Source organism: Alteraurantiacibacter palmitatis (assembly GCF_037154115.1).
Lineage (GTDB): Bacteria > Pseudomonadota > Alphaproteobacteria > Sphingomonadales > Sphingomonadaceae > Alteraurantiacibacter > Alteraurantiacibacter palmitatis.
On the sequence record NZ_JBANRO010000010.1, the window covers coordinates 1 to 26635 of the forward strand.

Genomic DNA, 26635 nt, shown 5'->3' on the forward strand with positions numbered 1-26635 from the left:
ACTGCCCTATCCTTCGAAAGCTTCCTCAACCTCGCCGCCACACGCCTATGGTTGAAGTCTTTTGTCAACACGGCCTAGAAGAAGCTGGGAACCCTAACGCCCGATACAATCCCCCTTGCCAACCCCGTCTCCCTTCGCGCACCATGCGTGGTGGGAGAGACAACACAGATGATTGCGGGCGAATTCGATTACATCGTTATCGGCGCAGGCAGTGCCGGGGCGTGCGTGGCGGCTCGGCTGGGCGAGGATGAGACCAAGACCGTCTGCGTGCTGGAGGCGGGCGGGCATGACAGCCATCCCTTTATCCATGTGCCCAGCTTTGTCGCCGCCGCAATTGGCCGCAAGGAAACCAACTGGCGTTTTGAAACCGTGCCGCAGGCGGGCATGGCAGGCCGCCGCATTGGGGTTCCGCGTGGCAAAGTGCTGGGCGGCAGCGGCGCGATCAACGGCATGGTCTATTTCCGCGGCCACCCGACCGATTACGATGACTGGGCGGATGCCGGTGCCAAGGGCTGGTCCTATGCCGAAGTGCTCCCCTACTTCACCCGGACCGAGCATAACGAGGATTACCCCGAAAGCGTGTTTCACGGGAAATCCGGCCCCATCAACGCCAAGATGGTGGAGGGGCCGAACCCGCTCAATTACGATTTCATGGATGCGCTCGCTTCGCTCCAGTTCAAGCCCTGCCCCGATTTCAACGGGCCAGACCCCGAAGGCTACGGCCGCCGCCAGGGCCTGATCCGCAACGGGCTGCGCGAGACGACCGCCAAGAATATGCTGCGGCCCGCGATGGCGCGCGGCAATATCCACCTGCAAACCCACGCGCAGGTCGCCCGCATCGTGGTGGAGGACAAGCACGCCGTGGCGGTGGAACTGACCGATGGCCGGATAATCCGTGCGCGGCATGAAATCGTGCTTTCCGCCGGAACGATCCAGACGCCGCAAATCCTGATGCTGTCGGGCATCGGCGAGCCCACGCATTTGCAGGAACACGGCATCGCGGTGGTGCACGACTTGCCCGGCGTCGGCGGCAATTACCAGGACCATGTCGCCAGCCCGATCCACATGGAGACGCGCGACAGCACCAGTTACGGCATCAGCTGGAAAGCCATGCCGCGCGACATTTTCTGGTTCTTCTATTACCTCGCCACGCGCAAAGGCCCGCTGGCGGGCAATGTGTTTGAAAGCGTGGCTTTCCTGCGTACCGATCCGTCGCTCGAAAAACCCGATGTGCAATTCGTGTTCCAGCCTGCCAAAAGGCTCACCAACCCCAAGGTGCCGTTTCCGCTGGGCCATGGCTATGCGATCAGCCCCGTAGCGCTCTATCCCAAGAGCCGGGGGACTGTGCGCCTTGCCAGCGCCGATCCTGCCGCCGCGCCGCTGATCGACCCCAACCTCCTCAAGGAGCCGGAGGATATCCTCCCCCTGATCCGCGCGCTGAAGATTGCCCGCGCTGCCTTCGCCAGTGCGCCTTTCGCCAAATATAACGGCGTCGAGGTCGCGCCCGGGCCGGATGTGACCAGCGACGCGGGGCTGGACGCCTATATCCGCGCCACCGGCTATACCGTGCATCACCCGGTCGGCACTGCGCGCATGGGTGATCCGAAGGATGCGCTGACCGTGGTCGATCCGCAATTGCGCGTGAAGGGCATTGCAGGCCTGCGCGTGGCGGATGCCAGCGTCATGCCATCCGTGATCGGCGGCAACACCAATGCGCCCTGCGTGATGATTGGCGAACGCTGCGCCGATTTCATCCTCGGCAAGCCGGCCCTGCCCGCCGCCGATCTGCCGCCCGAAAGCGTGGCGCGCTACAAACCCAAAATCAAACGAGCGGCCAAAGCCGCCTGAACGGGAGAGAGGCCGACATGGCACGCGACACGATGATGAGCTGGCAGGTGGGCGATGTAACCGTCACCCGCATTGTCGAAATCTGGAATTTCACCGATCACATCAACATGACCATGTCCGACGCGACGCCGGAAGAGGTGATCGCGCTCGAATGGCTGCATCCGCACTACGCCACGCCCGAAGGGCAGCAGCGGATGAACTTTCAGGGCTTTGTCGTGCAGGCCGGTGGCCGCAATATCGTGGTGGACAGCTGCATCGGTGCGGGCCGCCAGCGTGATTTCGATGTGTTCTGCAACCTGCCCGAAGGCTTTCTGGAAGATCTCGAAAGCCTCGGCCTGACGCGTGATCAGGTGGACACGGTGCTATGCACGCATCTGCATTTCGACCATGTCGGCTGGAACACCTGGAAGGACCCGGAAACCGGCACCTACAAGCCCACTTTCCCCAATGCCCGCTATCTGTTCGGCCGCACCGAATATGACGCATGGCAGAATGTGATCCGGCATGACGGGCACCATACCGACACGCATCTGGTCGAATGTGTCGACCCGATTGTGGAATTGGGCCTCGCGGACTTTATCGAAGCCGATCATGTGATTGCCGAAGGCCCCGGCTGGCGCATCTTTACCGAACCCAGCCACGGCCACACGCCGGGCCATGTCCATGTCTGTATCGAGAGCAAGGGCGAACGCGCGGTCATCACCGGCGATCTGATGCACCACCCGATGCAATGCGCCATGCCCCACCGCACCGCCACTTTCGACATGGACAAGGATGCCGGGCGCGCCAGCCGCATATCCTTTGTCGAGAAATACCGCGACAGCGGCGTGGTGGTGATCGGCGCGCATTTCTTCGATCCCACCGCAGGCCACATCGAAACCGCACCCGACGGCGCGACCTGGTTTCACGGGCTGGGGCTGTGAGCGCGATGAAGGAAATCCCGCTTTTCCCCTATGACATTTTCACCCCCGATGCGGTGCGCAATGCCCGCGAAGTGGATGACGAGGTGCGCGAATTCGCCCCCGCTGTCCGCCTGCACGATGGCACGGTGATGATCGCGCGGCACAAGGATGTCACCGCCGGCCTGCTCGACTGGAAGAGCTTCTCCTCCCGCTCGCGCCCATGGCACGATCCGAACAGCCCGCGGCCCGAAATCCTCCTGACCGATGATCCACCACGGCATACGCAGGTGCGCAAGGTGATCCAGGACGCGCTGTCCCCGCGTGCGCTCGAACGCACCAAAGCGGTGTTTCAGCAAGCTGCCGAGGAGTTCGTGGCCGAACTGCGCGCGCGTGAGGGCGAGGCAGTCGATGCCGTGGGCGAGATCACGCAGGCCTTCATTTTTCGCGTGCTGCCCGATGTGCTGGGCCTGCCGAAAGAAGGGCGCGAGCATATGCACGGCTTTTCGCAAATGGTCTGGGCCACGATGGGGCCGCCAGGCGAATTGTTCGACGAGGCGATGCGCCACGATTTCTCCGCCGTGATCGAATGGCTGGGCACCGCGTGCGACCGGGACGCGATCGACCCCGATGGCATCGGCGCGGAAATCTTCCGCGCGGCTGACAGGGGCCAGGTGTCAATGGAGGAGGCCAAGCTGCTGCTGCAAACCGTGCTGAGCGCAGGTGCCGATACCACTTACCTGACCATGGCCAATGCGATCCGCGCCTGGGCGCTATTCCCCGACCAGTATGAAAAGCTGCGTGCCGATCCCAAGCTGCTGCGCAACGCCTTTGACGAAAGCCTGCGCTGGGATTCGCCCAGCCGCATGGCGGGCCGCATCACCACCTGCGATGTGGAAGTGGGCGATCTGGTGGTGCCCGCAGGCACGCGCTGCGGGCTGATGTTCGCCGCCGCCAACCGCGATCCGCGCTTCTGGGCCGAGCCTGAACGCTACGACATTACGCGCGACACGAAGCACTCTCTGGGCTGGGGATACGGGGTGCATGGCTGCGTGGGGCGCGTGCTGGCGCAGACCGAGGCGCAGGCGCTGCTGGGAACCTTGGTGCGCGAAGTCGCCGCGTTCGAAATCGCCGGCGATTACCAGCCATGGATGACCACGGTAGGCCACGGCCCGATCAGCCAGCCGGTGCGGCTTACCTTCGCCTGATGCCAAAACGATGAGCGCACAAGTCACCCGTATCGATGCCATCCGCTATGCCCGGCACGAACGGACGGCGGAGGCCAATTTTGCCGCGCCGGTGGACGATCACGATGTGCCCATGCCGCTCGATTACTTCGTCTGGGCGATCCACCGCGAAGGCGCGCCGCCGGTCATCGTCGACACCGGCTTTGGCGAGGCGGCGGCAATGGCGCGCGGGCGCATCATCACCCGCCCAGTGGTGGAAGGCCTGCGCGCGGCAGGGATCGACCATCTGTTGGTGGAGGACGTGATCCTGACCCACCTGCATTACGATCACGCCGGGGGATTAAGCACATTCCCCAATGCCCGCTTCCATGTGCAGGACGCCGAAATGGCCTTCGCCACCGGGCGGCAGGTCTGCGACCCCGGCGTGCGCGCGCCGTTCGACGGGGAGCCGGTCGCCCAATTGGTGCGCAAGGTCTATGCCGACCATGTCGTGTTTCACGATGGCGATGCGCAGTTTGCGCCCGGTATCCGGCTGGCGCTGTGCCCCGGCCATACCGCCGGGCTGATGGCGGTGGTGTGCGATACCGCGCGCGGGCCTGTCGTGCTGGCGAGCGATGCCGCGCATCTTTACGCCAATATCACGCGGGCAATCCCATTCCCGATCTTTGTGGACGAAGGCGATTACGCTGCTGCGCAAGCGCGCGTGATGGAACTGGCAGGCGGCAGCCTTGACCATGTGATACCCGGCCACGATCCGCTGGTTCTGGCCGCTTTTCCGACTGAAAACGACATTGCCCGTGTGGATCTGCCGCCGCACCGGCCGCTTGCGGAGTTGCTATGACCACGATCGGCTTTCTGGGCCTTGGCCGCATGGGTGCGCCGATGGCGGCGAACCTGCTGAAAGCGGGCCATCGCCTGCTGGTGCACGATGTATCGGCAGACGCCGTTGCGGCTCTGGTTGCGCAGGGGGCTGAGGCCGCCGGATCGGCGACTGCGCTGGGCGAGCGGTGCGATATCGTGTTCACCAGCCTGCCGACCCCCGCCATTGTGCGCGAAGCGGTGCTGGGCGGCGATGGCATCTGCGCGCATGGCTATCCCCGGATCCTGTGCGACCTGTCCACCAGCGGGCCCAGGCTGGCACAGGAACTGGCTGCGGCGCTCACCCCGCATGGCGTTGCCTGCTTCGACGCGCCGGTATCGGGCGGGATCAAGGGCGCGGTGGAGGCGACCATATCGATCATGGTCGGCGGGCCGTCGGGCCCCTACGAGGCGCAATTGCGGCCCTTGCTGGAGGCTATCGGCAAGCCCTTCTACATGGGCGAAGCGCCCGGTTCCGGGCAAACGATGAAGCTGGTAAACAACCTGCTGGGCGCCGTCGCCATCGGCGTGACTGCGGAAGGCATGGCCTTTGGCATCAAGCAGGGGCTGGACCCGGCGCGCATGATAGAGGTGCTGAACCAGTCCACCGGCATCAATTCGGCCACGCGCGACAAATGGCCGCGCAGCGTTCTGCCGCGCAGCTTCGACTTCGGCTTTGCCGCCGCGCTCAGCCTGAAAGACACGCGCCTGCTGATGGACGAAGCCGCGGCCGCGGGCGTGCCGCTGCCGCTGGGCCGGATTGTCGAGAATTATCTCGAACGCACGCTGGAACGCGAAGGGCCGACCGCCGATTTCACCGCCATTGCCAAGGTGGTGGAAGAAGCAGCCGGCCTTGATCCGGATCGTTAGGGGCAATCAGGCCTTGGAAGCCGCCTCCGCCGCCTTGCTGCGCCGCGCTGTCTTGGGCGCTGGCGCGGCGTGGCGCTTGTCATAGGCGCGCTTGGCCAGATAACCGCCCGCACCCACCACCAGCAGCGCCGGAATGCTCAGGCGGCGCACCAATGGCACCGCCACCGCGCCCAGAAGAGCGCCGCCGGTGCCGCCAATCGCTGCGCTGTGCTTTGCCGCCTGTGCGCCTGCCACGGCGCCGATAACCTTGCCAAACATGGGTCGTCTCCTTGTTGTCTGGCCATTCAATGCGTCAGGGGCGGCGCGGGTTCCCTGACGGGTTCCCAACCTACACCTCGGGCCCCAGCGGGCGCGCGGCATAGAAGCGCGTGACCAGCGGGATCAGCGCAAAGCCGATCACCGCCACCCCCAGATTGAATAGCAGATGCGCGGTCGCCACCGCCATCGTGCCCGGCCCGGTCATACCGACGACAAAGGCACTGAACGCACCCAGAAAGGGCAGGAAGGCCAGCACGCCGGCGGCATTGAACACCAGATTGGCAAAGGCCGCGCGCTTCGCCACCGCACCCATCGACAGCGCGGCAAACAGCGCGGTGGAGGTGGTGCCGATATTCGCGCCCAGCACGATGGGCACCACATCGGGCGTGGTCAGCAGGCCCTGCGACACCGCCACCACGGCAAGGCCCACCACCACGCTGCTCGATTGCAGCAGCGCGGTCATCACAACGCCGATCAGCAGGCCGACCCACGGATTGCTGGCATGGATCAGCCAGGCGGCCACCTCCTCCGATTGCCGGAGCGGGGCGACATAGGAACTGATGAGTTGCAGCGCGAGCAGGATGATCCCCAGATACAGCACCGCGTGCCCGAACAGGCGGATGCGTTGCGGCGCAAAGTGCATCAGCGCGCTCAGCACGATCAGGAAGGGGCCAAGGATCGTGGCGTTGATCGCCACCAGCCAGGCGGTGGAGGTGGTGCCGACATTCGCGCCCAGAAACACCGGCAGGCTGCCGCGAAAGCTGATCGTGCCCGCCTGCACCAGCGCCACGGTAATGCCGCTGATCGCGCTGGAGGATTGCACCAGCGCGGTGAGCAGCGCGCCCAGGCCAAAACCCGTCACCGGATTGCCGGTCAGCCGGGTGAGCAGCCGGTCCAGCGCCGCCCCGCCCGCCCGGCGGATATCGTTGCTGAACCCCTTGAGCGCGTAAATGAACAGGATCACCGCCGCCGCGATGGATACCCCGATCTCGAAAAGCACATATCCATCCATGCCGACACGCTGCACTCTGCGGCGTGGCGTGACAAGTAATGGTAAACACTCTTTCCATTGCGGTCTGACAGGCCGATGAAGGGAATGTCTTTCACAGTCAGGAACTTGCCGCCATGTCTGCCCTGATCGCCGCGCTGATCCTTGCCCAGTTTCCGGCCGGAGAGGCAGCCGAATTGCGGCTGGAGGGGCGCTGCATCTATCCCGACGAACTGGCTCGCCAAGCTGGCACGGCTCAGCTCGTCACCTGCGGCGAAGCCATGCTGAACGGGCAGGGCATTGCCTTTGCCGCGCGCGGTTTTGTCCCCAATCTCCGCTTCATCGGCTCATGGAACGGCAGCGAGTTGCAACTGACCCATGTCGCCCGGCGCGGGCAAAGGGCCGCTGACGAGGCGCGCGGATCCTGCCGGCTGGAGTTCCGGCAGAACGAAATCTCCGCCATCGTCTGCACCGCTGTTGCAGGCCCGCGCAGCTATATCGCCAATTTCATCGTGCCGGATATCTAGCGTCAGATATCGTTCCGGATCGTGGCCAGCGCGCCGCCGTCGATCTCCCACTTTGCGCCATTGACATAGCTTGCCTCGTCCGAAAGCAGGAAGCTCACCACATCGCCCACCTCGCGCGGTTGCCCTACGCGGTTCAATGTGGCGACCTGCCCCAGCTTGTCCATGCCTGCCTGCACATCGCCGTCGAACATCTGTTCGAGCATCCCCACCAGCAGCGGGGTTTCGATCACGCCGGGCATCACGCAGTTCACGCGCACGCCCTTTTGCGCCACTTCGCTGGCCGCCGTGCGGGTGAGGCCGACCGCGCCGTGCTTCGCCGCGTTATAGGCGCACGCCCCCGCCAGCCCGCGTTCCGACCCAATGCTGGCGGTGTTGACGATGGCGCCCTTTCCGGCCGCGACCATGTGGGGGATGACAAAGCGCAGGCCAAGGAACATCGAGCGCAGGTTTACCCTTATGATCTTGTCGAATTCGTCCACCGGATATTCGTGCGTGGGGGCCAGCACGCCTTCGATCCCGGCATTGTTGAAGAAGCCGTCGATCTTGCCGAAAGCCTCCATCGCCGCGCTGGCATAGCCTGCGACCGCCGCCTCGTCCGCGCAGTCCGCCACATGAGCAATCGCGCGGTAGCCCCTGGCGACGAGTTCATCGGCGCGGGCCTTCACCCCGTCGGCGTTTATGTCCACCAGCAAGACCTCGGCCCCTTCGCGGGCCAGGATTTCGCAGGTGGCAAAGCCGATGGAACCGGCGGCCCCGGTCACGATGATGGAGCTTCCCTTGTGGCGCATGATATCAGCCTTTCGATGTGCGGAACGGCAGGGTGAGGATGAACCAGGCGAGGCCCGGCGTGAGCAGTTTCAGGAAGTTCTTCGCTTCCTCCGGCGTCAGCGTCGCGGTCATCGGCATGGTGCCGTAGACCTTGCCCTTGAGCACAAGGTCATTGCCCTTGCGCTCGATCTTGCTGACCTGCATCAGTTCGGACTTGTCGGCGGCGCGGATTTTCATGGGGCGCTCCTAAAGGGCCGGCTTCACGGCCGGATTTCGTCAAAATCGATGCCGAGATCTTCGGCCATCACCATCGCGGTGGCGCGGCCTGCGCCGAACACGCCGCCGCCCGGATGCTGGAACGGGCCGACCAGATAAAGCCGATCCACCCCCGGCACGCGGTATTGGCCGAGTTCGGGCGTGGGCCGGTGGCTGCCCGATTGGTAAGGCGTGGTGGCAATGCCGTGCAGATCGCCGCGCAGGAAGCTGGGGCTGGTGCGCTCCATATCGACCGGGCTGTCGCAATGGTATTCCAGCACCGCATCGGGCAGATTGGCGATGTATTTGCCTATCTGCGCGATCATCTTGTCCGCACATTCGCCCTTCGCCTCGTCCCAGTTGCGCCCATCCTTGCGGGCATAGGGCACGTAATCCCAGGCGTGGAAGATCGCCTTGCCTTCCGGCGCGCGGGATGGATCGTGCTGCGTCAACTGGCCCACCCCCACCAGCGGGGTGGGGCTGAAATTGCCATAACGCAGCTCGTCAAAGGCGCGGCGCATATCCTCATATTCGGCGGGCATCAGTTCATACATGACCGCCGACAGCGGCGCGCCATCGTGGCGCTTCGCCTTGAACCGGAGCGGCGCATCCAGCGCGGCGTGGACGGTGAAGCAGGCCGCAGGCGTGATATGCGTGCGCCGGGCGTTGCGCGCGACATCGGCAGGCAGGCCGGGCACCATGTCGGGCAGGATATGCGGATGGATCGCGCCGATCACGCCGTCCTTTGCGCTCAGCCGCGTGCCATCATCCAGCACAACGCCCGCCGCCTTGCCGCCATCGCTCAGCACTTCGCGCACCGGCTTGCCCGCCTGCACGCTGCCGCCGTGATCTTCGATACAGGCGATCAGCGCGTTTGTGAGCGAACCCGATCCGCCTACCGGCACGCCAAAGCCGAACTTTTCGAGGAAGCCGAGGAACACATAGGCGCCGATGCCGGTCGCCTTCTCGTCCGGAGAGACGAGGTTCTCGCCCGCCACGCGGCCGAAATGCGCCTTGACCTTGTCGTGCTCGAACAGCTCTTCCATGAGATCGAAGGTGGACACGCCCATCGTGCGCATGATCTCGCGCCCCTCGGCGCTCTGATCCATCATCGCGGTCTGCGCGCCCAGCGGCATGGGCGGGGAATAGAGGCCCGCCTGAATCATCGGCAGCCACGCGGCCGCCTGCTCGCTCATCCTCAGGAAGGTGGCGGCGTCCCTTTCGCTGAAATGGCGGATGGCCTCCGCACTCTTCGCCGGATCGCGGTGCAGCGGCAGGGTGGTGCCATCCTCCCACACGCTCATCATCGGCACATCGGGGAAGACATAGCGCAGGCCGTATTTCGCCTTCAGCCCCAGATCATCGTTCAGCAGCAGCGGATTGCCCTGGATGAAGATGTGGCTCATCGAATGCTGATCGTGGATGAAGCCGGGTCGCGTCAGTTCGCGGGAAACCACCCCGCCGCCGTGCCATGCGTTGCGTTCCAGCACCAACACGCGCTTGCCCGCGCAGGCGAGATAGGCGGCGGCGACAAGGCCATTATGCCCCGACCCGATAACGATGATATCTGCGTCGGTCATAATGATCCTTTACAGACAGGCGGAAAGCGCGATGTCGGACAGCTTGCCGCAGCGCTCGATATTGGAGCCTTGCGTCATCACCCCTGCGGACAGGAAGGAGAAGGTGACATCCGCCACCGGATCGACCCAGAACATCGTCGAGCCCGCGCCGTAATTGCCGAAGGTTTCGGGGCTGGAGAGCTGGCCGAACAGGTGCTGGTAAATACCGGTCCCGCGCACCTGAAAGCCCAGCCCCTGATTGGCGGGCGGCACCTGCCACCCGGCGCGCAGGGCGACGCCCTTGTAGAGCTCGTTCGGCTTGTCGCCGGTGTGGATGCGGCGGGCAAGGCGGATCATGCGGGGGCTGAGGATGCGGTGGCCTTCCAACTCGCCCTCGCGCCGCAGCATTTCGGCAAAGCGCCACAGATCGCCGCAGGTGCTGGCGCAGCCGACGTGCGGAGCCTCCACCTCCGGATCCTCGAACAGCGCGTGATCGCCCGGCAGGTTGCGCGACAGATGCTTGATCGGCACCGTGCCGCGCATATCCGGGCGCACATGGCGGGCATCCAGATCGGCGCGCAGGCCCATGCTGGTCGAATGCATTTTCAGCGGTGCAAACAAATCCTCGTGCAGCAGCGTGCGGTAATCGCGGCGCTTGGGATCGGTGCGCACCAGCGCCATGCCCATCAGAACATGGTTGACCAGCGGCGAGTAATCGCACTTCTCGCCCGGCGGCGAAGTGCCGTGGACATGAGCAATGCTCTCGTCGAACAGTTCCTGCAACCGGTCGAGGAACATCCCCGGCCTCGGGCTCCACACGCCGGGCATCCCGGCCTGATGGGTGATGAGGTGGTAAAAGGTCGCCTCCTCGCGCGGCTTGCCGGTAAACTCGGGCAGGACATCGCGCACCTTGGTGGTGAGGGCAAAGCGCCCCTCCTCGATAGCGCGCAGGATCAGGATATTGGTGAAGGCCTTGGTGACGGAGAACAGGCTGAACACATCGTCCTTTTTCAACGTGCGCTCCTGCCCGGCATAGGCGTGGCCGATCGCTTCGTCGAACACCACAATCCCGCCGCGCCCCACTTTCAGCACCGCGCCGTAATAATCGCCCTTGGCGATATCGGCTTCGATCACCGCCTTCAGATGGTCGAGCCGTTCCTGCCAGATTGCCGTCATATTCCTGATCCTCAGCCTTCGACCTACCCCGCCGCGATGATGCCGCCGTCCACGGCCAGCATCGCCCCGTTGATGAAGCTTGCCTCCTCGCTCAGCAAAAACGCGACCGCGCTCGCCACATCCTCCGGCGTCCCGTTGCGGCGCAGCGGGATGTTTTTCGCGCGCTGTTCGTATTGCTCCGCCGTCACGAAGCCTTCCGTCGCAGGCGTGGGCACGCTGCCGGGCGCAATGGCGTTGACGCGGATGCCGCGCGGCCCCAATTCGCCGGCCAGCACCCTGGTAAGCCCTGCTATCCCGGCCTTGATCGTGGTATAGGCGCCGGTATTGGGCCGCCCGCGATAGGCAACGGGGCTGGAATAATTGAGGATACTGCCGGGCGCGGTCGTTTCCCGGTGCGCCAGAAACGCCTGCACGCCCCAGAACACGCTTTTGAGACCCGCCGACAGCATCCGGTCGAGCGTCGCCTCGGTCACTTCCTCGATCGGCTCGTATACCAGCACCGAGGCGTTGTTGATCACCGCGCGCAGCGGCCCTGCATCGGCTGCAAAATCCTCCGCCAGCTGGAAGAAGGCGTCGCGGCTGCCGCAATCCGCGCCATAGCTGAAGGCGCGTCCGCCATCTGCGATGATGCTCTCCGCCACGGCCAGCGCGCTGGCCCCGTTGATATCGGCCACGCCCACGATCGCGCCTTCGGCCGCCAGCCGCCGCGCAATGCATTCGCCAAGGCCCCGCCCCCCGCCGGAAATCAGGATCGGCTGGTTATCGAAACGCCCCGGCATCAGACCATCCCGAACCACTTGGCGGTATAGAGCGAATCCATATATTCGCGCATCGCGTCGATCTTGCCGTTCGATATTTCGAACACCCAGCAATAATCATTGTCATAGACCTTGCCGTCCATGCTCTCGCCGGTGGAATTGCTTTCCACGCAAACCCACGTCGTGCCGTCCTTGGTCTGGCTGAACATGGCTTGCACATGGACCTTGGGATCGCCCGGCTTGAACATACCGCGCACGGGCGCAAGGAATTCGTCGATGATCGCCATGCCCACATGGCGCCCTGCGCCGGGAATGTCCTTGACCTTCGGCTCCCACACGCTGGCCTCGCGATAGAAACCGCGAAGCGTTTCGAGGTCGCCGCTGGAGAGCACCACGAAGAAATCGAGCACCAGTTGCTCTGCTGCATTGGCCGCTTGAACAGTCATCATCCTCTCCCCTTTTCGCGGCTGCTATTTCAGTCCACGCGCCTCGTCCGATGGTGGCGGCAGAGTGGGCATCGGCCCGCCTGAATGCAGCGCCACGCGGCCATAGCGGCTCATGAAGCGCCACTTGCCTTCCACCTTCACATAGTGATCCTCGAACCCGCCGACATAGATCGCGCCCGATGGCTGGGGTGGCTCTGTGCCCTCATGGCTGGAGAGCATGGTGAGGTAGTTGGTGCCGCGTGCCTCGGTTTCGGACAGCACCTCCACCAGCACATTGGTGACGATGTGCCGCACGAGGATCGGCTTGCGGTCGCGAAAGATCGCCTGCACCGCGCTGCGCCCGTGAAACGGATGCTCGGGCTGAAACGGCCGCGCATACTGGCAATCCTCGGTGAACAGATCGGCCATCGCCGCGTGATCGCCATTGTCGGCGTAATGCGCGAACAGCAGCGGCAGCTTGGCGACCTCCGCCTCGATACGGGCGCGCTTCTTGTCCTTCATGCCGCATCTCCTTCGGCGTCAATCTCGGCAAAGGCCTCGTTTGCCAGCCGGAAGCTGTCCACCGCCGCCGGAATGCCGCCGTATATGCCCACCTGCAGCAGCACTTCGCGGATTTCGTCGCGGGTGAGGCCGTTGTTGAGCGCGCCGCGAATATGGATCTTCAATTCGTTATGCCGGTTGAGGATCGCGATCATCGCAAGGTTGATCAGGCTGCGGTCGCGCAGCGGCAACCCCTCGCGCCCCCAGTTCCAGCCCCAGCAATAGGTGGTGACAAGTTCCTGCAACGGCTCGTTGAAGGGGCCGCTTTTCGCCAGCGCCTTGTCGACATAGGCATCGCCCAGCACCTGGCGGCGAATGGCCATGCCCCGGTCGAACATTTCCTGGCCGGTCATTTCGGCTGCGGGCTTCTTCTCGGTCATTTCGGGTTCCTCACAGGACGGAATAGACGGCATCGATCAGCCGCCGCGCGCGCGGGCCATTGGTGCCCACGGCGTGCATCTGGTTGCAGCAATAGGAAAAGCCGAGCCGCGCATCAGGGTCGCCAAAGCCGATCGACCCGCCAAGGCCGTGATGGCCAAAACTGCGCATATTCGGCCCCATATAGACCGCTTCGGGCGTGTTGAGCAGCACGCCCAGCGCCTGATGATAGGGGCGTTCCTGCAGCAGTTCGGTCTGGTTGTGCTGCTCGGTAATCATCGCCTCCAGCGCATCGCGCGAAAGCAGCGAGATGCCATCGACCTCGCCCACGGTTGCGCCGTAAATGCGCGCCACGCCGCGGGCATTGCCGTGGCCCGATCCGCTGGCGATCTCGCAGGTGCGCCAGATGGGGCTGTTCATCGTGGTGTGCCACGGTTCTGCCGGGTTCTGCAGGAAGGCGAATTTGCGCAGCACGACGCCATCCTGCCAGCCTTCGGGCGTGGTGGGGCGTTCGGGCATGGCGGTGTCCTTGGCCGCAAACAGGCGTGCACCGGTATTGGGCAGAACCTCGGCCACATGGCTCTGTTCGGCGGCATCCATCCCGCCAATCGCATATTCGGCGCGGAGCGGCCCGGTGACGCGCTGGCGCAGAAACGGCCCCACCGTCATGCCGGTCACCCGGCGCATGATCTCGCCCAGCAGGAAGCCCTGGTTGTGCACGTGATAGGCCGCGCGCGTGCCCGGTTGCCACAGCGGCTCCTGCACTTCGAGCGCGCGGATATAGCCAACGTAATCGAAGAAGCCGCCCGGATACATCGTGTCGGTCGTCAGGACAGGGATCGCTGCACGGTGATCGAGGCACCAGCGCACCAGAATATCCTCTTTCCCGTTCTGCGCGAATTCGGGCCAGTAATGCGCCACCGGCTTGTCGATATCGATCAGCCCATCGGCCACGCACATATTGAAGGCGATGCCGGTGACGCCCTTGGCGACGCTCATCATGCAGACGGTGGAGTGTTCATCCCATTCGGCGCTGCGATCGGCACGCGCCCACCCGCCCCACAGATCGACCACGGTTTCACCATCGACCACTACCGAGCAGCCCGCGCCCAGCTCCTCCTCGGCAAAATTGGCGAGGAAGGCGTCCACCACCGGGCGGAACGCCTCGTCATAGCGGCCGTGCAGCGGATATTCCCCGCCGCGCGCGGAAACGGTCTCGTGAAACTCGGCGCGTGCCAATGCTCTCTCCCCAATTGGCGGTGCTTGCGGTCTTTGCGACTCTAACGATTGTTATGACTAGGCAAGGAATGGCCCCAGCGAAAGGGCTAATCCAGAAAGGCGATGGTGCGCAGTTCCACGCTCTGGCGCGGCGCGGCATCGGGTGCGGCGGTCGGGTCAGCAAAGGCCGAATGAGCGGTGAACTGCACAGCATCCGCATCGCTGTCGAACAGCTTGAACACCATTGCCTCGTCCGGCTGCATGGCCGGCACCCAATACCAGTGGTGATCCGGGCGATAGGCAAGGTTGAAGCCCCAGAGCGAGAAATCGAGCCCGCCAAGGCCGCCCACGATCTCGCTGTCGAACAGATCTTCGCGCCGCACGGTGCGCGCATCGCACAGGGCAAGCGGCGTGCTTTCAACCGGCGCGATGGGGCGCCAGACATTGATCAGCATATGGCGGCGGGAAAGCCAGCGCGCAGCCTCCTCCTCGCCCGTGATCAGCCGGGTGAAATCGGCGACGGTTCTTGCGCCGTAATCGATATGCGCGCCGAATGCGGGCTGGTTGTGGCCATGCGTGCCGCTGGCGCTGGTGCGCAGAATCGCGCCAAAGCTGATGACCTTCGCCGCCCCGGTCAGCCGCTGCACCAGCGCTTCCGTGGCACGGCAATAGGCCTCCATCGCGGCGGGATTTTCGTAATCGGTTACGGTCGAAGGCTCCTGAACCACCACAAAGCCGTTCCGGTCGAGCGCGAGCTCTCCAATATGCGGGCGGGCGTCGTGGATGATGACGGCGTGCTCCTCGCCCGGCCAATGGCTGCGCTCGCGATCCCCGGCATAGAAGGTCGCCTTTTCGCCCCGCACGACATATTTCATAGTCGCGGTGACATCGCGCGGCGAGACTACCGCTTCGTGCATCCTTCACTCTCCCCTTGGCGCTCACGGCCGTATTCTTTTGACGGCTCGCGCCCGGCACCATAGCAATGGCAACAAGCCGACGTCGAGCGGCAAGCATGATCGGGAGAGGATCACGGGAATGGCAGGGGCCTTTGCGGACCCGCGCGATGTGCTGCGGCACCGCGCGATGAACCTTCAGCAATATGGCGTGGTGACGCTGTGCGTGCTCATCAACATGGTCGATGGCTATGACATTCTCGCATTGGCGCAGGCAGGCAGCGCGCTCAGCCGCGACTGGGGCCTGTCGAATGCGGAGCTGGGCACGCTCTTGTCGATGAACCTCATTGGCATGGCGGCGGGCGCGCTGGGCGTGTCGCCCGTGGCCGACCAGTATGGCCGGCGGCCCGCCATGCTGATCTGTTTGATCCTGATGAGCGTGGGCATGGCGGTATCCGCCGTTTCCACCGGCTTTGTGACGATGGCGATCGGGCGGCTGATTACCGGCATCGGCATTGGCGGGATGACGAGCACGGCCGGAACACTCGCGCTCGAATATGCCAGTTACAAGCGGCGCGAATTCGCAACTTCCGCGGTCGCCTCGGCCTATCCGGTGGGCACGATCATCGGCGCGATGGTGGCGGTGGCAGTGCTTGATACCTATGGCTGGCGCGGCATATTCTGGTTCGGCGCTGCGCTCTCGGCCATCCTGCTGCCAATTGCCTGGGCATGGCTTCCCGAAAGCCTCGACTTCCTGCTGACACGGCAGCCCAAGGGGGCGCTGGAAACCACCAACACGGTGCTGCGGCGGATGAATGTGCCGGAAATCGCGGAGTTGCCGCCGCGCCCCGCAGATTCGGGCGAAGGTTCCACCGCGCTGAAGGAGATTGCCCAGCCGATTCACCGCAAGGAACTGATCGGCAAGCTGTTCCTGGCCCATGCGCTCAATATGTTCGCCTGGTATTTCATCATCAACTGGGGCCCGCCGCTGGTGGCCGAAGCCAGCGGTTCGGATGCACTGGGCGCGCGCTATTCCGCCTGGGTATCCTATGGCGGCATCGTGGGCGGGCTGACCGCCGGATTCCTGTGCGGCACTTTCGGCGTGAAGCGGATGATGTGGGCCACCATGGTGAGCCTTGCCGTGCTGATTGGGCTGTTCGGGCAGTTTGTCGGCAACACATCCATGCTGATGGTGATCGCCCCGCTGATCGGCGCGGCGCTGTTCGGTTCGGCCGTGGCGAACTGGCTGACCATCGCCTATGCCTTCCCCCCGCATTTGCGCGCCACCGGCCTTGGCTTTGCCACCACGGCGGGGCGCGTGGGGTCGATCTTCGGGCCGATCGTGGGCGGCGCGCTGCTGGGCACGCGCACCGACGACCTGTCGCTGGGCTTCGTGACGCTCGATGTCACCCTGACCGTGGGCATGGTGTGCGCGGTGATGGGCGTGCCTGCCATTCTGTCAGCGCTCACTTTCCACCGCGCCCGGCGGCTGGAGCCGGGGCGGTAGTGGCAATCAGGCGATGGCGGGCTTGCCGGTGATGCGCGGATTGGTTTCGGCCACCGCCAGTGCGATCAGCCCGGCTGTCGCGGCAAGGCCCAGCTGGACATAGAGCGCCACGTCGAGGCTGAAGCTGTCGGCCAGCCGCCCGGTGATCGGCGGCAGGGCGAAGCCGCCAAATATCTCCCCCACTGCCACCACCGCGCCCATCGCGGTGGCGGCGCGCAGGCGGCCCAGCGTTTCGGCCGGGATCACGCCCATGAACAGCGGAAAGCTGCCCAGCCCCATCCAGCTGACAAACATCAGCGCCGCCAGCAGCGTGGGCGATCCCTCCACCCACAGCAAGGCGGCAGGGGCAATCGTCATCAGCAGGCAGAACAGCACCAGCGCAGGCTTGCGCCCCACCTTCTCGGACAGCAGGCCCGCCGTCACCGCTCCTGCTGCGGGCGAGAAGCCCAGCACCGACATCATCCGGCTCCAGGTGGCGGGATCAAGGTCGCGCGGGCCATCGAGGTAAAGGGGCATGAAAATCGAGCCGATCACCACCGTGCCCACAGCGAAGATCGAGACGAGAGCACACAGCGCGATATTGCGCGTGGCCATCAGGCTGCGCACTTCGCGCCCCTCGCGCGCCAACAACTGGCCGAGCGAAAGGCGCGCGGCGGGTTCGGCTGTTTTGGGCGCGGCTTCGGGCTCCCTGATATAGCGCCAGATCAGCACCGCCAGCACCAGCCCCGGTATGCCCGACAGGTAAAAGGCCACGCGCCAGTCCCACGTTGTGGCAATCGCGATCAGCACAATCGGCGCAAGGGCTGTTCCGATGATCGATCCGAACACGTTCTGCACCACTGCCGCGTTCAGCCCCTTGCGATGCTCGGCACTGGCAGCGACCATGATGGCAAGGCAGATCGGCAGGAACGGCCCTTCGGCGGCGCCCATCACGATGCGGCTGGCAAGCAGTGAGCCGAAACTCCACGCCAATCCCGACATCACCGAGGCGAAGGAGAAGATCACCAGCGCCGCCAGCAGGAAAGGCTTGCGCTTGCCCATCAGGTCGGACCACCGGCCCACGAAATAGGCCCCCAGCGCCCAGGTGAGCGACAGACCGGAACCCAGCCAGCCCAGCTGCTCGTTCGACAATCCCATCTCGGCCGCCACGAAGGGGCCGAGAAAGGTCATCGCCATCCGGTCGAAATAGGCAAAGCCATAAGCCAGACCCAGCAACAGCAATACCGTTAGCTCATAGCCGCCCAAACGTATCGCGTCCGGGCGCCCTGCGCCCGCAGCTGGTGTCGTGTCGGTCATCGTCTCTCCCCGCGCGTGTCCGTGCTTCCGAGCAATTATTAGCAAACTAAGCTATTTGATTGCGCAAGAAACCGGCACTTCCTGTGTTGCTTGATTACGACAATGCGGGCGATTTGCCATGCGCATTTGTGCAATTGGCTTGCCCCGATAGTATCAAACGGTAATGTCATCGAGGGGAGAGAGATATCGCAGGCAGCCATTTGCCTACCTCTCGCCATTCGTCCGCCAACCAGACCCGCATACGGGCTGGCGCGGTTGATTCCATAAAAGCGAGGTCTTTCGGGCCGCGCATGGGGAGGTAACCTGATGAAGTTCAAGACGCTCAGCGTAGTGTCGTCGCTGGCCGTTGCGGCCACGATGGCCACACCGGCATATGCCCAGGATGCAAGCGAAGAAGGCCGTTCCAACGTCATCGTCGTGACGGCGGAATTCCGCGAAGCCAACCTGCAGGACACGCCGCTCGCCATTACCGCCGTCAACGCCGAAATGCTTCAGGCCCGCGGCCAGACCGACATTTCGCAGGTCGCAGCACAAGCGCCCAACGTGACGCTCACCCCGCAGCCGCAGAATGGCGGTTCGGGCCTGATCGCGTTCATCCGCGGCGTCGGCCAGACCGACTTCAACTTCGCGCTCGACCCCGCGGTCGGCATCTATATCGACGATGTCTACATTCCCACGCTGTCCTCCTCGCTGCTCGAACTGGTCGACCTTGACCGCGTGGAAATCCTGCGCGGCCCGCAGGGCACGCTGGCGGGCAAGAACTCGCTGGGCGGCGCGATCAAGCTGTTCTCGCAGCGTCCGCGCGGTGATGGTTCGGGCAGCCTGCGCGCCGAATATGGCTCGCTCGATTCGATCGCCATCCGCGGCATGATGGACTTCTCGCTCACCGATTCGCTGGCCATGCGCATTTCGGGCATGGGCCGCAGCCGTGACGGGCACGTCACCATGCTCGATTACGGCACCACGCACCCCAATTCGAACGTGCCGGGCAACAATGCCCGCGGCCGGGGCAATCCCGATTACGGCACGATGGGCGGGCAGAGCGTGATGGCGCTGCGCGGTTCGCTGCGCTGGGAAGCCACCGACCGTCTGGAAGTGAACATCTCGGGCGATTACACCCGGGAAAACTCCGATGCGATCGCCACCGTGTTGATCGCGGCGGGCCTGCCGGTTTCGGCCACCAATCCCGTCTTCAATCCGCGCTCGGTCAACCCGGCCGCTTCGGTTGGCGCGGCCATCCGCGACGGGGAAGGCAACATTATCGGCTATCAGTCGCTTCCGTGGCTGGTGGGCAAGAACGGCCAGGGTGTGCCTTCGTCCTGCGCCTTCGTGCCGTTTGGCGAATACAGCTGCGACACGGGTGGCAATCTGGCCGGGTATGACCCGCGCTATATCAGCTATTCCAACTTCATGGATGCGCGCACGCCCACCACGCAGGCGCCCTACAAGCCCTATTTCGCGCTGCCGATCACCCGGTTCGAAGGCTGGGGCATCCAGGGCAACCTGACCTATGACATCACTGACGATCTGCAATTCGTCTATATCGGTTCGTACCGAACCTATGAATCGAAGTGGGGCCAGGATCAGGACGCCACGCCGATTCCGATCGCACAGCTCGACAACCAGCTGAACCACGAGGCATGGAGCAGCGAAGTCCGCCTGAACTTCGAAGCGGCCGAAGGCCTGCTGCAGGGCACGGTCGGCGGCTTCTATCTGGATCAGAGCGGCGAATACACCGCGCGTGTGGACCTGAACTATGCCGGGATCGACTTCATCCACGGCCCGGACACGACGCCCAGCACCACCAAGGCGGTGTTCGGCACGCTGACCGTGCGCCCGACCGATGCGCTCAGCCTGACGGGCGGTCTGCGCTACAGCAAGGACAAGAAGATCTACACCTACTTCCGGTCCAACCCCGATGGCACGGTGCCGTTCCAGGGTGCGCTGGCCCCGCCCGCGGGCGCCCCGCCAATCTGCGAGTATTTCTACGGCGCAGATCCGGATGGCGGCGGGCCGGTCTCGCTCGGCAACTCGCCGAACTGCCTGCTCACCGGCCTGTTCGGCATTTCGGACGGCTTCCAGGGTGACCGCTTCGACTGGCGCGTGGTGGCCGATTACCGCTTCAGCGATGAAGTGCTGGCCTATGCCTCGGTCTCGACGGGCTTCAAGGGCGGCGGTGTGAACCCGCGTCCGTTCTTCGGGCCGTCGGCAGGCCCATGCCCGGCGCTCACCTTCAACCCCGATGGTTCGATCATTCCGGCACCGCCGTGCAACCAGCTGCGTTCGTTCGATCCGGAAACCATCACCACCTACGAAGTCGGGTTCAAGCTCGACCTTCTGGATCGCCGCCTGCGCATCAACACCGCAGCGTTCTACAACGATTACCAGAACATCGTCCTGACCCTGCCGGCCTGCCCCAGCTCGCCCTGTCTGCAGCCGCGCAACGTGGGTGAAGCCAAGGTGAAGGGCTTCGAAGTGGAGGCTGCGGTCTTCCCGACCGACGGGCTGACGATCGACACCACGCTGAGCTATATCGACTTCCAGTACGATGTGGCATCGGTGGCGGCCGCCGGTCTGCGCGGCACCGAAGTCACCCCCTACACGCCCGAATGGACGTGGAGCGGCGGTGTCCAGTATGACTACGAGATGGATACCGGTTCGGAACTCAGCTTCCGTCTGGATGCGAACTACCGTTCGGCGATCTACACCGACACGTTCAACACGGTGTGGAGCAAGATGGATTCGCTGTTCCTCATGAACGGGCGCATCGCCTTCACCAATCCGAGTGACGAGTGGACGCTGGCCCTGCGTGTCGATAACATCTTCGACAAGTACTACTTCACCTCGGTGAGCGACACGACGACATCGCTGGGTGTGGTAACCGGCGTGCCCGGCCTGCCGCGCACCTGGCAGCTGTCGGTCGAACGCCGCTTCTGATGGGATGATCGGCCCCTGCCTTACGGGCCGGGGCCGATTGCCTGCCTTGGTGAGCCTGAACCAACAGGCAAAGATAAAGGGGCGCAGATCATTATGATCCGCGCCCCTTCCTTTCACCGGCGTCTCTCCCCCGCCGGGCGGGCTGCACGGGCCATGAAGGCCGGCGCCCGAAAACCCTCTGGACTTAGTCGGCGTTCAGCCGCTCGCGCATTTCCTTGCCCGGCTTGAAATAGGGCACGCGCTTGGCGGGCACCTCCACCGTGTCGCCCGTGCGCGGATTGCGCCCGGTGCGCGCATCGCGTGCGCGGCTGGAAAAGGTGCCAAAACCGCGCAATTCCACCCGGCCACCTTCGGCCAGACGCAACGCGATTTCGTCAAAGAAAATGTCAACCACCTGCTCAACCTCTTCAGGCCGCAGGTCGGGATTGTCGTCGATAAGCGATTGCAGCAGTTCTGATCTTATCATGATCGCCCCCTGAAGGGCCGGGCGCAAGGACCGGCTCAAGATTTCACAACACCAAAAGGCCTTGCAATGCACAGTGCGACCCGAAGCAATGCCTGCACGGAAGTGCATGGCACAGGCTAAGCCTTTGCGCAATAAACACTTCAACAATATGAATAATTTCACATTCGTGAAGAAAGCTGGGGAGGGCTACCATGACGCGAGCCCGCCCAGCCGTTTACACGCGGTCGAGCAGTTCCGAGAGGCTGAGGTCGAGCTGCACGATGCGTCGCCGGATTTCAGGCCATTCCTCGCGCAGGAAAGTCTCGCGCTCGACGGCGCGCAGGCGCTCCGCAGCGCCTTCGTTCACGAACATCCCGACCCCGCGCTGCACACGGATGAAGCCATCGGACTGGAACTGTTGATAGGCCTTGGCCACGGTCAGCGGATTGGCCCCCTGCTGCGCCGCAAAGGCGCGCACCGATGGCAGCATCGTCCCTTCCGCATATTCGCCCGCGATGATCGCCGCAGCAATCTTGTCGCGCAGGCGCAGATAGACGGGCTTGCTTTCATGCATCGTGGTGATGCAGTGCCATAATACAGCGGCGCAGGTCAAGCGGCGACGATCTCCCCGGCGCGCGGGTAAAGGTTACGGATGCAACTTTGCCGCTTCACAAGGCCGTTTCTGCCGCTAGGGTGCCCGCAATATGCGCGGCGGGCTCTGGCTGTGCATCATGGAGTTACGGGAACGCGGGATGAAAGAGATCGGGCTGTGGAACGAAGGCGATTGGGTCGCGGCGATCGCGGCCATCATCCTGGCAGCCTTTCTGGCGGCGGGCGCGCTGATCGCTGCCAGCCGCCGGCAAGAAGTGCTCGGCCATCCCAAAGGCCTGTATATGCTGTTCTTCGCGGAAATGTGGGAGCGGTTCAGCTTCTACGGGATGCGTGCAATCCTGATCTTCTACCTCGTGCAGCACTGGATGTTCAGCCAGGGCGAAGGCAACCTGATTCTGGGCGCGTATGGCGCGATGGTCTATGTCACGCCGCTGCTGGGCGGCTGGCTGGCAGACCGTTATCTCGGCCAGCGCAAGGCGGTGCTGTTCGGTGCCGTTCTGCTGGCGCTGGGCCACCTGTTCATGGCGGTGGAGGGCGACGGCGGGCAATCCGATCCCGCGCTCAATGTGTTCTGGCTGGCGCTGGCGCTGATCATCGTGGGATCGGGCTTCCTGAAGGCCAATATCTCGGTGATGGTGGGTCAGCTGTACCGCCTGACCGACAGCCGCCGCGATGCGGCCTACACCATCTTCTACATGGGCATTAACCTCGGCGCGGCCGCGGGCTCTATCCTCGTCGGCTATCTGGGGCTGACGCTGGGGTGGGCCTGGGGCTTTGGCCTGGCGGGCATCGGCATGGTGGCCGGGCTGATCGTGTTCGTGCTGGGCAAGGCGGCCTTGCGCGGCGCAGGCGAAGCGCCCATCCCGCTGGAGCGCCGCAAGGAAATGCTCATCTACGCAGCGGGCCTTGCGGCTGTTGCGGTGATGTGGGGGCTGATCCAGTACCGCGAAGTGATCCAGACGCTGCTGATCGTGACCGGGGTGGTCTTGCTGGGCTATGTCCTGTGGCAGGCATCCAAGCTGGACAAGCACCCGCGCGAGCGGATTTACGCCATCCTGTTCCTGATTGCGCTCAACCCGCTGTTCTGGGGCCTGTTCGATCAGGCGCCGGGCAGCCTCAACCTTTATACCGATGCCTATGTCGACACCGGCAATGTGCCGGCCGCCATCTTCCAGTCGATCAACCCGATCTACATCCTGCTGTTCGCGCCGGTCTTTGCCGCGCTGTGGCAATGGCTGGGCAAGCGCGGGCTGGAGCCGAGCGCGCCCGCCAAATTTGCGCTCGCCCTGTTTCAGGTGGGCGCGGGCTTCCTTGTCTTTGCCTGGGGCGCGACCGCGGCGGGGATGGAGGCGATGACGCCGGTGATCTTCGTTTTCCTGATCTATCTGCTGCACACCACGGGTGAGCTGTGCCTGTCCCCGGTGGGCCTTTCCGCGATGAACCGCCTTGCGCCCGGCTTCATGGCCAGCCTCATCATGGGCGCATGGTTCTACATGACGGCGGTGGGCAGTTTTGTGGCGGGCAAGATCGGCGAGGCGACCGGCGGCGAAAGCGGCGAGATGTCGAAGGAGCTGACCCTGCAAATCTACGACCAGATTGGCTGGATCGCGATTGGCGTGGCGGTGGCGGTGCTGCTGGTCAGCCCCATCATCAAGCGCTGGATGCATCTCGACACGCTGGAAGATGCGCAATCGGGCCTGCCGGGCAATGCCGAACTGGGCGAGCCGCAGGCGGCGGGCGTGCATCCGGACGGGCGCGGCTGACGGGAAAGGCAGGGGGATCTGGCAATGACATCCGAACTGACCCAACTCCTCCTTGCCAATGCCGCCTTTGTCGGCAGCCATTTCGCGATGAGCCATCCCATGCGCACCCCGATGGTGCGCGTGCTGGGGCCGAGCGGATTTCTGGGCGTCTATTCGCTGGCCAGTCTTGCGCTGCTCTATTGGGTGGTGCAGGCGTTTCAGGCCGCGCCGCCGGCCGACCTTGGCGGCAGCGGAGCGATTGGCTGGCTGCTCGCCACCGCTTTGACCCTGCCCGCCATGGTGCTGCTGGCGGGCTCCTTTGCGGGCAATCCCGCTTTGCCCGATCCCACCGGCAAGGTGAAAATCCCGGCCGAGCCGCGCGGCGTGTTCCGCGTCACCCGCCACCCGATGATGTGGGGTATCGGCCTGTGGGCGATTGCCCATGTCGCGCTATGGTGGAGCACGCGCACCCTCATCACCGCCAGCGCCATGGGTGTGCTCGCATTGCTGGGCGCGCATTTGCAGGACAGGAAGAAGCGCGGCCTGCTGGGCGAGGCTTGGGCGGGCTGGCAGGCGCAGACAAGCTATTGGCCGAAATGGAGCGCCTTTGCCCGCATCGGCTGGGTGTGGTGGCTGGCAGGCGGCGCGATCTGGCTGGTCGCCACCTTCGCCCATATGCCCTTGGGTGGGATACCGGCAGGGATTTGGCGCTGGATGGGTTAAGCCCGCGCTTCCTCGACCCCCGCGCTGTTGTGGCGCAGCGCGGACAGCACCGTTTCGACGATATGCGGCGCGGTCAGGCCCGCTTCCTCATACTGCCTGTCGGGCGTGTCGTGATCCTGGAACATATCGGGCAGGCGCATGGTGCGGATTTTCAGGCCCGCATCGGTCAGCCCCTCGTCGCTTGCCATGGTGAGGACATGGGCTCCCAGCCCGCCAATGCTGCCCTCCTCGATCGTCACCACGACTTCATGGCTCAGCATCAGGCGGCGGATCAGCGCGGTGTCGAGCGGCTTGACGAAGCGCAGATCGGCAATCGTGGTGGGCAGGCCCTTGGCGTCCAGCGCGTCGGCGGCCTTCTGCGCCTCGGCGAGACGGGTGCCGAGCGAGAGGATCGCGACCTTGCCGCCCTTTTCATCGCCGCGCACCACGCGGCCCTTGCCAATTTCCAGCTGCTGCGGAACCTCTGGCAGGGCCACGCCCGTGCCATTGCCGCGCGGATAGCGGAAGGCAATCGGCCCGCTGTCATGGCAGACGGCGGTGTAGGTCATATGCACCAGTTCCGCCTCGTCCGAAGGCGACATGACGACCATGTTGGGCAGGCTTGCAAGATAGGTGATGTCAAAACTGCCCGCATGGGTCGCCCCGTCCGCCCCCACCAGCCCGGCGCGGTCGATGGCAAAGCGCACGGGCAGGTTCTGGATCGCCACATCGTGCACGATCTGGTCATAGGCGCGCTGCAGGAAGGTGGAATAGATCGCGCAGAACGGACGCATCCCCTGCGCGGCGAGGCCAGCGGCGAAGGTCACGGCGTGCTGTTCGGCAATGCCCACGTCAAAGGCGCGGGCGGGATGCGCTTTCGCAAACTTGTCCACCCCGGTGCCGCTGGGCATGGCGGCGGTGATGGCGCAGATTTTCGGATCGGTTTCGGCCAGCTTGGCCAGCGTTTCCCCAAAGACGTTCTGGTAGGCAGGCGGGCCAGCCGGGCCCTTCTTCTGCTCACCCGTGATCACATCGAACTTCTGCACGCCGTGATATTTGTCGGCACTCGCTTCGGCGGGGGCATAGCCCTTGCCCTTTTGCGTGACGACATGAATCAGGCACGGGCCTTCCGCCGCATCGCGCACATTTTCCAGCACGGGGATGAGCTGATCGAGATCGTGCCCGTCAATCGGGCCGACATAGTAGAAGCCCAGCTCTTCGAACAAGGTGCCGCCCATCGCCATGCCGCGGGCATATTCATCGGTCTTCTTGGCCGCCTGGTGCAGCGGGCGCGGCAGCTTGCGGGCGAATTTCTTGGCCAGATCGCGCAGGCCAAGGAACTGGCCCGACGTCACCAGACGCGCCAGATAGCCCGACAGACCACCCACAGGCGGCGCAATCGACATATCGTTGTCGTTCAGGATCACGACCAGCCGGTTGCCCGCCGCCTCGGCATTGTTCATCGCCTCATAGGCCATGCCCGCGCTCATCGCGCCGTCACCGATCACCGCAATCGCCTTGCCCGGCTGTCCGGCCAGCTTGTTGGCGATGGCAAAGCCAAGGCCCGCCGAAATGGAAGTGGAGGAATGCGCCGCGCCGAAGGGGTCGTATTCGCTTTCGCTGCGCTTGGTAAAGCCCGACAGGCCGCCGCCCTGCCGCAGCGTGCGGATACGGTCGCGCCGGCCGGTGATGATCTTGTGCGGATAGGCCTGGTGGCCCACATCCCAGATCAGCTTGTCGGTGGGCGTGTCGAACACATAATGGATCGCCACGGTCAGTTCCACCACGCCAAGGCCCGAACCCAGATGTCCGCCGGTGGTGCCCACCGTGTCGATCATCTCGGCGCGAAGTTCATCGGCAAGTTGGCGAAGCTGGCTGGGTTCCAGCCGTCTCAGGTCGTGCGGCGTGTCGACCGTGTCGAGCAGAGGCGTTTCCGGACGGATATTCATTGCAAGCTCTTACAGCGGG

At 64.3% G+C, this 26635-nt stretch carries 26 protein-coding genes; 10 read left to right on the top strand and 16 right to left on the bottom strand.

The window, feature by feature from the left end:
• Positions 1-150 precede the first annotated feature (150 nt).
• The 5 genes from WFP44_RS12330 to WFP44_RS12350 are packed head-to-tail and all read left to right on the top strand — an operon-like array spanning position 151 to position 5662.
• Positions 151-1848, top strand: a complete 1698-nt coding sequence (locus tag WFP44_RS12330) for a GMC family oxidoreductase (protein ID WP_336926863.1) — start codon at positions 151-153, stop codon at positions 1846-1848.
• A gap of 17 nt (positions 1849-1865) precedes the next feature.
• On the top strand, positions 1866-2771 hold the full coding sequence (locus WFP44_RS12335) for an MBL fold metallo-hydrolase (protein WP_336926864.1): 906 nt from the start codon (positions 1866-1868) through the stop codon (positions 2769-2771).
• 5 nt (positions 2772-2776) lie between these two features.
• Positions 2777-3955 carry a cytochrome P450 gene (locus WFP44_RS12340; RefSeq protein WP_336926995.1) on the top strand — a complete coding sequence of 393 codons (1179 nt, stop codon included), beginning with the start codon at positions 2777-2779 and terminating at the stop codon, positions 3953-3955.
• Positions 3956-3965: 10 nt separating this feature from the next.
• Positions 3966-4775 (top strand): N-acyl homoserine lactonase family protein, encoded by an 810-nt coding sequence (locus WFP44_RS12345; RefSeq protein ID WP_336926865.1) that lies wholly within the window; start codon positions 3966-3968, stop codon positions 4773-4775.
• Positions 4772-5662 (top strand): NAD(P)-dependent oxidoreductase, encoded by an 891-nt coding sequence (locus tag WFP44_RS12350; protein ID WP_336926866.1) that lies wholly within the window; start codon positions 4772-4774, stop codon positions 5660-5662. The genes WFP44_RS12345 and WFP44_RS12350 overlap by 4 nt, the downstream gene beginning before the upstream one ends.
• Before the next feature lie 6 nt (positions 5663-5668).
• On the opposite strand, the gene WFP44_RS12355 is transcribed toward WFP44_RS12350, so the two are convergent.
• Together WFP44_RS12355 and WFP44_RS12360 are read right to left on the bottom strand one after the other, a co-directional pair.
• A complete protein-coding gene (locus tag WFP44_RS12355; RefSeq protein WP_336926867.1) occupies positions 5669-5920 on the bottom strand; it encodes a hypothetical protein in 252 nt (83 codons plus the stop codon).
• A gap of 70 nt (positions 5921-5990) precedes the next feature.
• The gene (locus WFP44_RS12360) at positions 5991-6932 is read right to left on the bottom strand and encodes a Na/Pi cotransporter family protein (protein WP_336926868.1); all 942 of its coding nucleotides are present in this window, start codon (positions 6930-6932) and stop codon (positions 5991-5993) included.
• 113 nt (positions 6933-7045) lie between these two features.
• Between WFP44_RS12360 and WFP44_RS12365 the strand changes: the two genes are divergently transcribed.
• Positions 7046-7435 carry a hypothetical protein gene (locus WFP44_RS12365; RefSeq protein ID WP_336926869.1) on the top strand — a complete coding sequence of 130 codons (390 nt, stop codon included), beginning with the start codon at positions 7046-7048 and terminating at the stop codon, positions 7433-7435.
• A 2-nt stretch (positions 7436-7437) separates the two neighbouring features.
• On the opposite strand, the gene WFP44_RS12370 is transcribed toward WFP44_RS12365, so the two are convergent.
• The 10 genes from WFP44_RS12370 to WFP44_RS12415 all read right to left on the bottom strand — a co-directional run bounded on the left by WFP44_RS12370 (position 7438) and on the right by WFP44_RS12415 (position 15450).
• Positions 7438-8223, bottom strand: coding sequence for an SDR family NAD(P)-dependent oxidoreductase (locus WFP44_RS12370; RefSeq protein WP_336926870.1), 786 nt, complete (start codon positions 8221-8223; stop codon positions 7438-7440).
• A gap of 4 nt (positions 8224-8227) precedes the next feature.
• A complete protein-coding gene (locus WFP44_RS12375) occupies positions 8228-8440 on the bottom strand; it encodes a hypothetical protein (RefSeq protein WP_336926871.1) in 213 nt (70 codons plus the stop codon).
• A 23-nt stretch (positions 8441-8463) separates the two neighbouring features.
• Positions 8464-10038, bottom strand: coding sequence for a phytoene desaturase family protein (locus WFP44_RS12380; protein ID WP_336926872.1), 1575 nt, complete (start codon positions 10036-10038; stop codon positions 8464-8466).
• 9 nt (positions 10039-10047) lie between these two features.
• Positions 10048-11193: a serine hydrolase domain-containing protein gene (locus tag WFP44_RS12385; protein ID WP_336926873.1), complete on the bottom strand. Its 1146-nt coding sequence runs from the start codon at positions 11191-11193 to the stop codon at positions 10048-10050.
• A 23-nt stretch (positions 11194-11216) separates the two neighbouring features.
• Positions 11217-11972: an SDR family NAD(P)-dependent oxidoreductase gene (locus WFP44_RS12390; protein WP_336926874.1), complete on the bottom strand. Its 756-nt coding sequence runs from the start codon at positions 11970-11972 to the stop codon at positions 11217-11219.
• Positions 11972-12400: a nuclear transport factor 2 family protein gene (locus tag WFP44_RS12395; RefSeq protein WP_336926875.1), complete on the bottom strand. Its 429-nt coding sequence runs from the start codon at positions 12398-12400 to the stop codon at positions 11972-11974. Before WFP44_RS12395 ends, WFP44_RS12390 begins: the two co-directional genes overlap by 1 nt.
• 21 nt (positions 12401-12421) lie before the next feature.
• Positions 12422-12898, bottom strand: a complete 477-nt coding sequence (locus tag WFP44_RS12400) for a nuclear transport factor 2 family protein (protein WP_336926876.1) — start codon at positions 12896-12898, stop codon at positions 12422-12424.
• On the bottom strand, positions 12895-13317 hold the full coding sequence (locus WFP44_RS12405) for a carboxymuconolactone decarboxylase family protein (RefSeq protein WP_377923085.1): 423 nt from the start codon (positions 13315-13317) through the stop codon (positions 12895-12897). Before WFP44_RS12405 ends, WFP44_RS12400 begins: the two co-directional genes overlap by 4 nt.
• Positions 13318-13327: 10 nt before the next feature.
• Positions 13328-14554 (bottom strand): serine hydrolase domain-containing protein, encoded by a 1227-nt coding sequence (locus WFP44_RS12410; RefSeq protein WP_336926877.1) that lies wholly within the window; start codon positions 14552-14554, stop codon positions 13328-13330.
• Between the two features lie 86 nt (positions 14555-14640).
• Positions 14641-15450: a CmcJ/NvfI family oxidoreductase gene (locus tag WFP44_RS12415; RefSeq protein ID WP_336926878.1), complete on the bottom strand. Its 810-nt coding sequence runs from the start codon at positions 15448-15450 to the stop codon at positions 14641-14643.
• 118 nt (positions 15451-15568) lie between these two features.
• On the opposite strand from WFP44_RS12415, the gene WFP44_RS12420 reads away from it, so the two are divergent.
• Positions 15569-16933 (top strand): MFS transporter, encoded by a 1365-nt coding sequence (locus WFP44_RS12420; RefSeq protein ID WP_336926879.1) that lies wholly within the window; start codon positions 15569-15571, stop codon positions 16931-16933.
• 6 nt (positions 16934-16939) lie between these two features.
• On the opposite strand, the gene WFP44_RS12425 is transcribed toward WFP44_RS12420, so the two are convergent.
• Entirely contained in the window at positions 16940-18229 is a 1290-nt protein-coding gene (locus WFP44_RS12425) for an MFS transporter (protein WP_336926880.1), read from the bottom strand.
• A gap of 306 nt (positions 18230-18535) precedes the next feature.
• Here WFP44_RS12425 and WFP44_RS12430 point away from each other — a divergent pair, with 306 nt between their 5' ends.
• Positions 18536-21166, top strand: coding sequence for a TonB-dependent receptor (locus WFP44_RS12430; protein ID WP_336926881.1), 2631 nt, complete (start codon positions 18536-18538; stop codon positions 21164-21166).
• A gap of 184 nt (positions 21167-21350) precedes the next feature.
• On the opposite strand, the gene WFP44_RS12435 is transcribed toward WFP44_RS12430, so the two are convergent.
• Complete coding sequence (locus WFP44_RS12435; RefSeq protein WP_336919102.1) at positions 21351-21632, bottom strand: integration host factor subunit beta; 282 nt, start codon at positions 21630-21632, stop codon at positions 21351-21353.
• Positions 21633-21846: 214 nt separating this feature from the next.
• Positions 21847-22185, bottom strand: coding sequence for a GntR family transcriptional regulator (locus WFP44_RS12440; protein ID WP_336926882.1), 339 nt, complete (start codon positions 22183-22185; stop codon positions 21847-21849).
• Between the two features lie 178 nt (positions 22186-22363).
• Here WFP44_RS12440 and WFP44_RS12445 point away from each other — a divergent pair, with 178 nt between their 5' ends.
• Both WFP44_RS12445 and WFP44_RS12450 read left to right on the top strand, forming a co-directional pair.
• Entirely contained in the window at positions 22364-23986 is a 1623-nt protein-coding gene (locus tag WFP44_RS12445; protein ID WP_336926883.1) for a peptide MFS transporter, read from the top strand.
• Positions 23987-24010: 24 nt separating this feature from the next.
• Positions 24011-24688 carry an NnrU family protein gene (locus WFP44_RS12450; protein WP_336926884.1) on the top strand — a complete coding sequence of 226 codons (678 nt, stop codon included), beginning with the start codon at positions 24011-24013 and terminating at the stop codon, positions 24686-24688.
• Here the strand turns inward: WFP44_RS12450 and dxs are convergent.
• Positions 24685-26616 carry a 1-deoxy-D-xylulose-5-phosphate synthase gene (gene dxs, locus WFP44_RS12455; protein ID WP_336926885.1) on the bottom strand — a complete coding sequence of 644 codons (1932 nt, stop codon included), beginning with the start codon at positions 26614-26616 and terminating at the stop codon, positions 24685-24687. The genes WFP44_RS12450 and dxs overlap by 4 nt on opposite strands.
• Positions 26617-26635: the final 19 nt, after the last annotated feature.

Coding starts and splice junctions, on each gene's coding strand:
- WFP44_RS12335 (WP_336926864.1), top strand. CDS start 1,866: ATGGCACGCGACACGATGATGAGCTGGCAGGTGGGCGATGTAACCGTC.
- WFP44_RS12425 (WP_336926880.1), bottom strand. CDS start 18,229: ATGACCGACACGACACCAGCTGCGGGCGCAGGGCGCCCGGACGCGATA.
- WFP44_RS12435 (WP_336919102.1), bottom strand. CDS start 21,632: ATGATAAGATCAGAACTGCTGCAATCGCTTATCGACGACAATCCCGAC.
- WFP44_RS12430 (WP_336926881.1), top strand. CDS start 18,536: ATGAAGTTCAAGACGCTCAGCGTAGTGTCGTCGCTGGCCGTTGCGGCC.
- WFP44_RS12395 (WP_336926875.1), bottom strand. CDS start 12,400: ATGATGACTGTTCAAGCGGCCAATGCAGCAGAGCAACTGGTGCTCGAT.
- WFP44_RS12380 (WP_336926872.1), bottom strand. CDS start 10,038: ATGACCGACGCAGATATCATCGTTATCGGGTCGGGGCATAATGGCCTT.
- WFP44_RS12340 (WP_336926995.1), top strand. CDS start 2,777: ATGAAGGAAATCCCGCTTTTCCCCTATGACATTTTCACCCCCGATGCG.
- WFP44_RS12365 (WP_336926869.1), top strand. CDS start 7,046: ATGTCTGCCCTGATCGCCGCGCTGATCCTTGCCCAGTTTCCGGCCGGA.
- WFP44_RS12450 (WP_336926884.1), top strand. CDS start 24,011: ATGACATCCGAACTGACCCAACTCCTCCTTGCCAATGCCGCCTTTGTC.
- WFP44_RS12375 (WP_336926871.1), bottom strand. CDS start 8,440: ATGAAAATCCGCGCCGCCGACAAGTCCGAACTGATGCAGGTCAGCAAG.
- WFP44_RS12420 (WP_336926879.1), top strand. CDS start 15,569: ATGGCAGGGGCCTTTGCGGACCCGCGCGATGTGCTGCGGCACCGCGCG.
- WFP44_RS12400 (WP_336926876.1), bottom strand. CDS start 12,898: ATGAAGGACAAGAAGCGCGCCCGTATCGAGGCGGAGGTCGCCAAGCTG.
- WFP44_RS12390 (WP_336926874.1), bottom strand. CDS start 11,972: ATGCCGGGGCGTTTCGATAACCAGCCGATCCTGATTTCCGGCGGGGGG.
- WFP44_RS12405 (WP_377923085.1), bottom strand. CDS start 13,317: ATGACCGAGAAGAAGCCCGCAGCCGAAATGACCGGCCAGGAAATGTTC.
- WFP44_RS12385 (WP_336926873.1), bottom strand. CDS start 11,193: ATGACGGCAATCTGGCAGGAACGGCTCGACCATCTGAAGGCGGTGATC.
- WFP44_RS12355 (WP_336926867.1), bottom strand. CDS start 5,920: ATGTTTGGCAAGGTTATCGGCGCCGTGGCAGGCGCACAGGCGGCAAAG.
- WFP44_RS12445 (WP_336926883.1), top strand. CDS start 22,364: ATGAAAGAGATCGGGCTGTGGAACGAAGGCGATTGGGTCGCGGCGATC.
- dxs (WP_336926885.1), bottom strand. CDS start 26,616: ATGAATATCCGTCCGGAAACGCCTCTGCTCGACACGGTCGACACGCCG.
- WFP44_RS12360 (WP_336926868.1), bottom strand. CDS start 6,932: ATGGATGGATATGTGCTTTTCGAGATCGGGGTATCCATCGCGGCGGCG.
- WFP44_RS12345 (WP_336926865.1), top strand. CDS start 3,966: ATGAGCGCACAAGTCACCCGTATCGATGCCATCCGCTATGCCCGGCAC.
- WFP44_RS12440 (WP_336926882.1), bottom strand. CDS start 22,185: ATGCATGAAAGCAAGCCCGTCTATCTGCGCCTGCGCGACAAGATTGCT.
- WFP44_RS12370 (WP_336926870.1), bottom strand. CDS start 8,223: ATGCGCCACAAGGGAAGCTCCATCATCGTGACCGGGGCCGCCGGTTCC.
- WFP44_RS12350 (WP_336926866.1), top strand. CDS start 4,772: ATGACCACGATCGGCTTTCTGGGCCTTGGCCGCATGGGTGCGCCGATG.
- WFP44_RS12415 (WP_336926878.1), bottom strand. CDS start 15,450: ATGCACGAAGCGGTAGTCTCGCCGCGCGATGTCACCGCGACTATGAAA.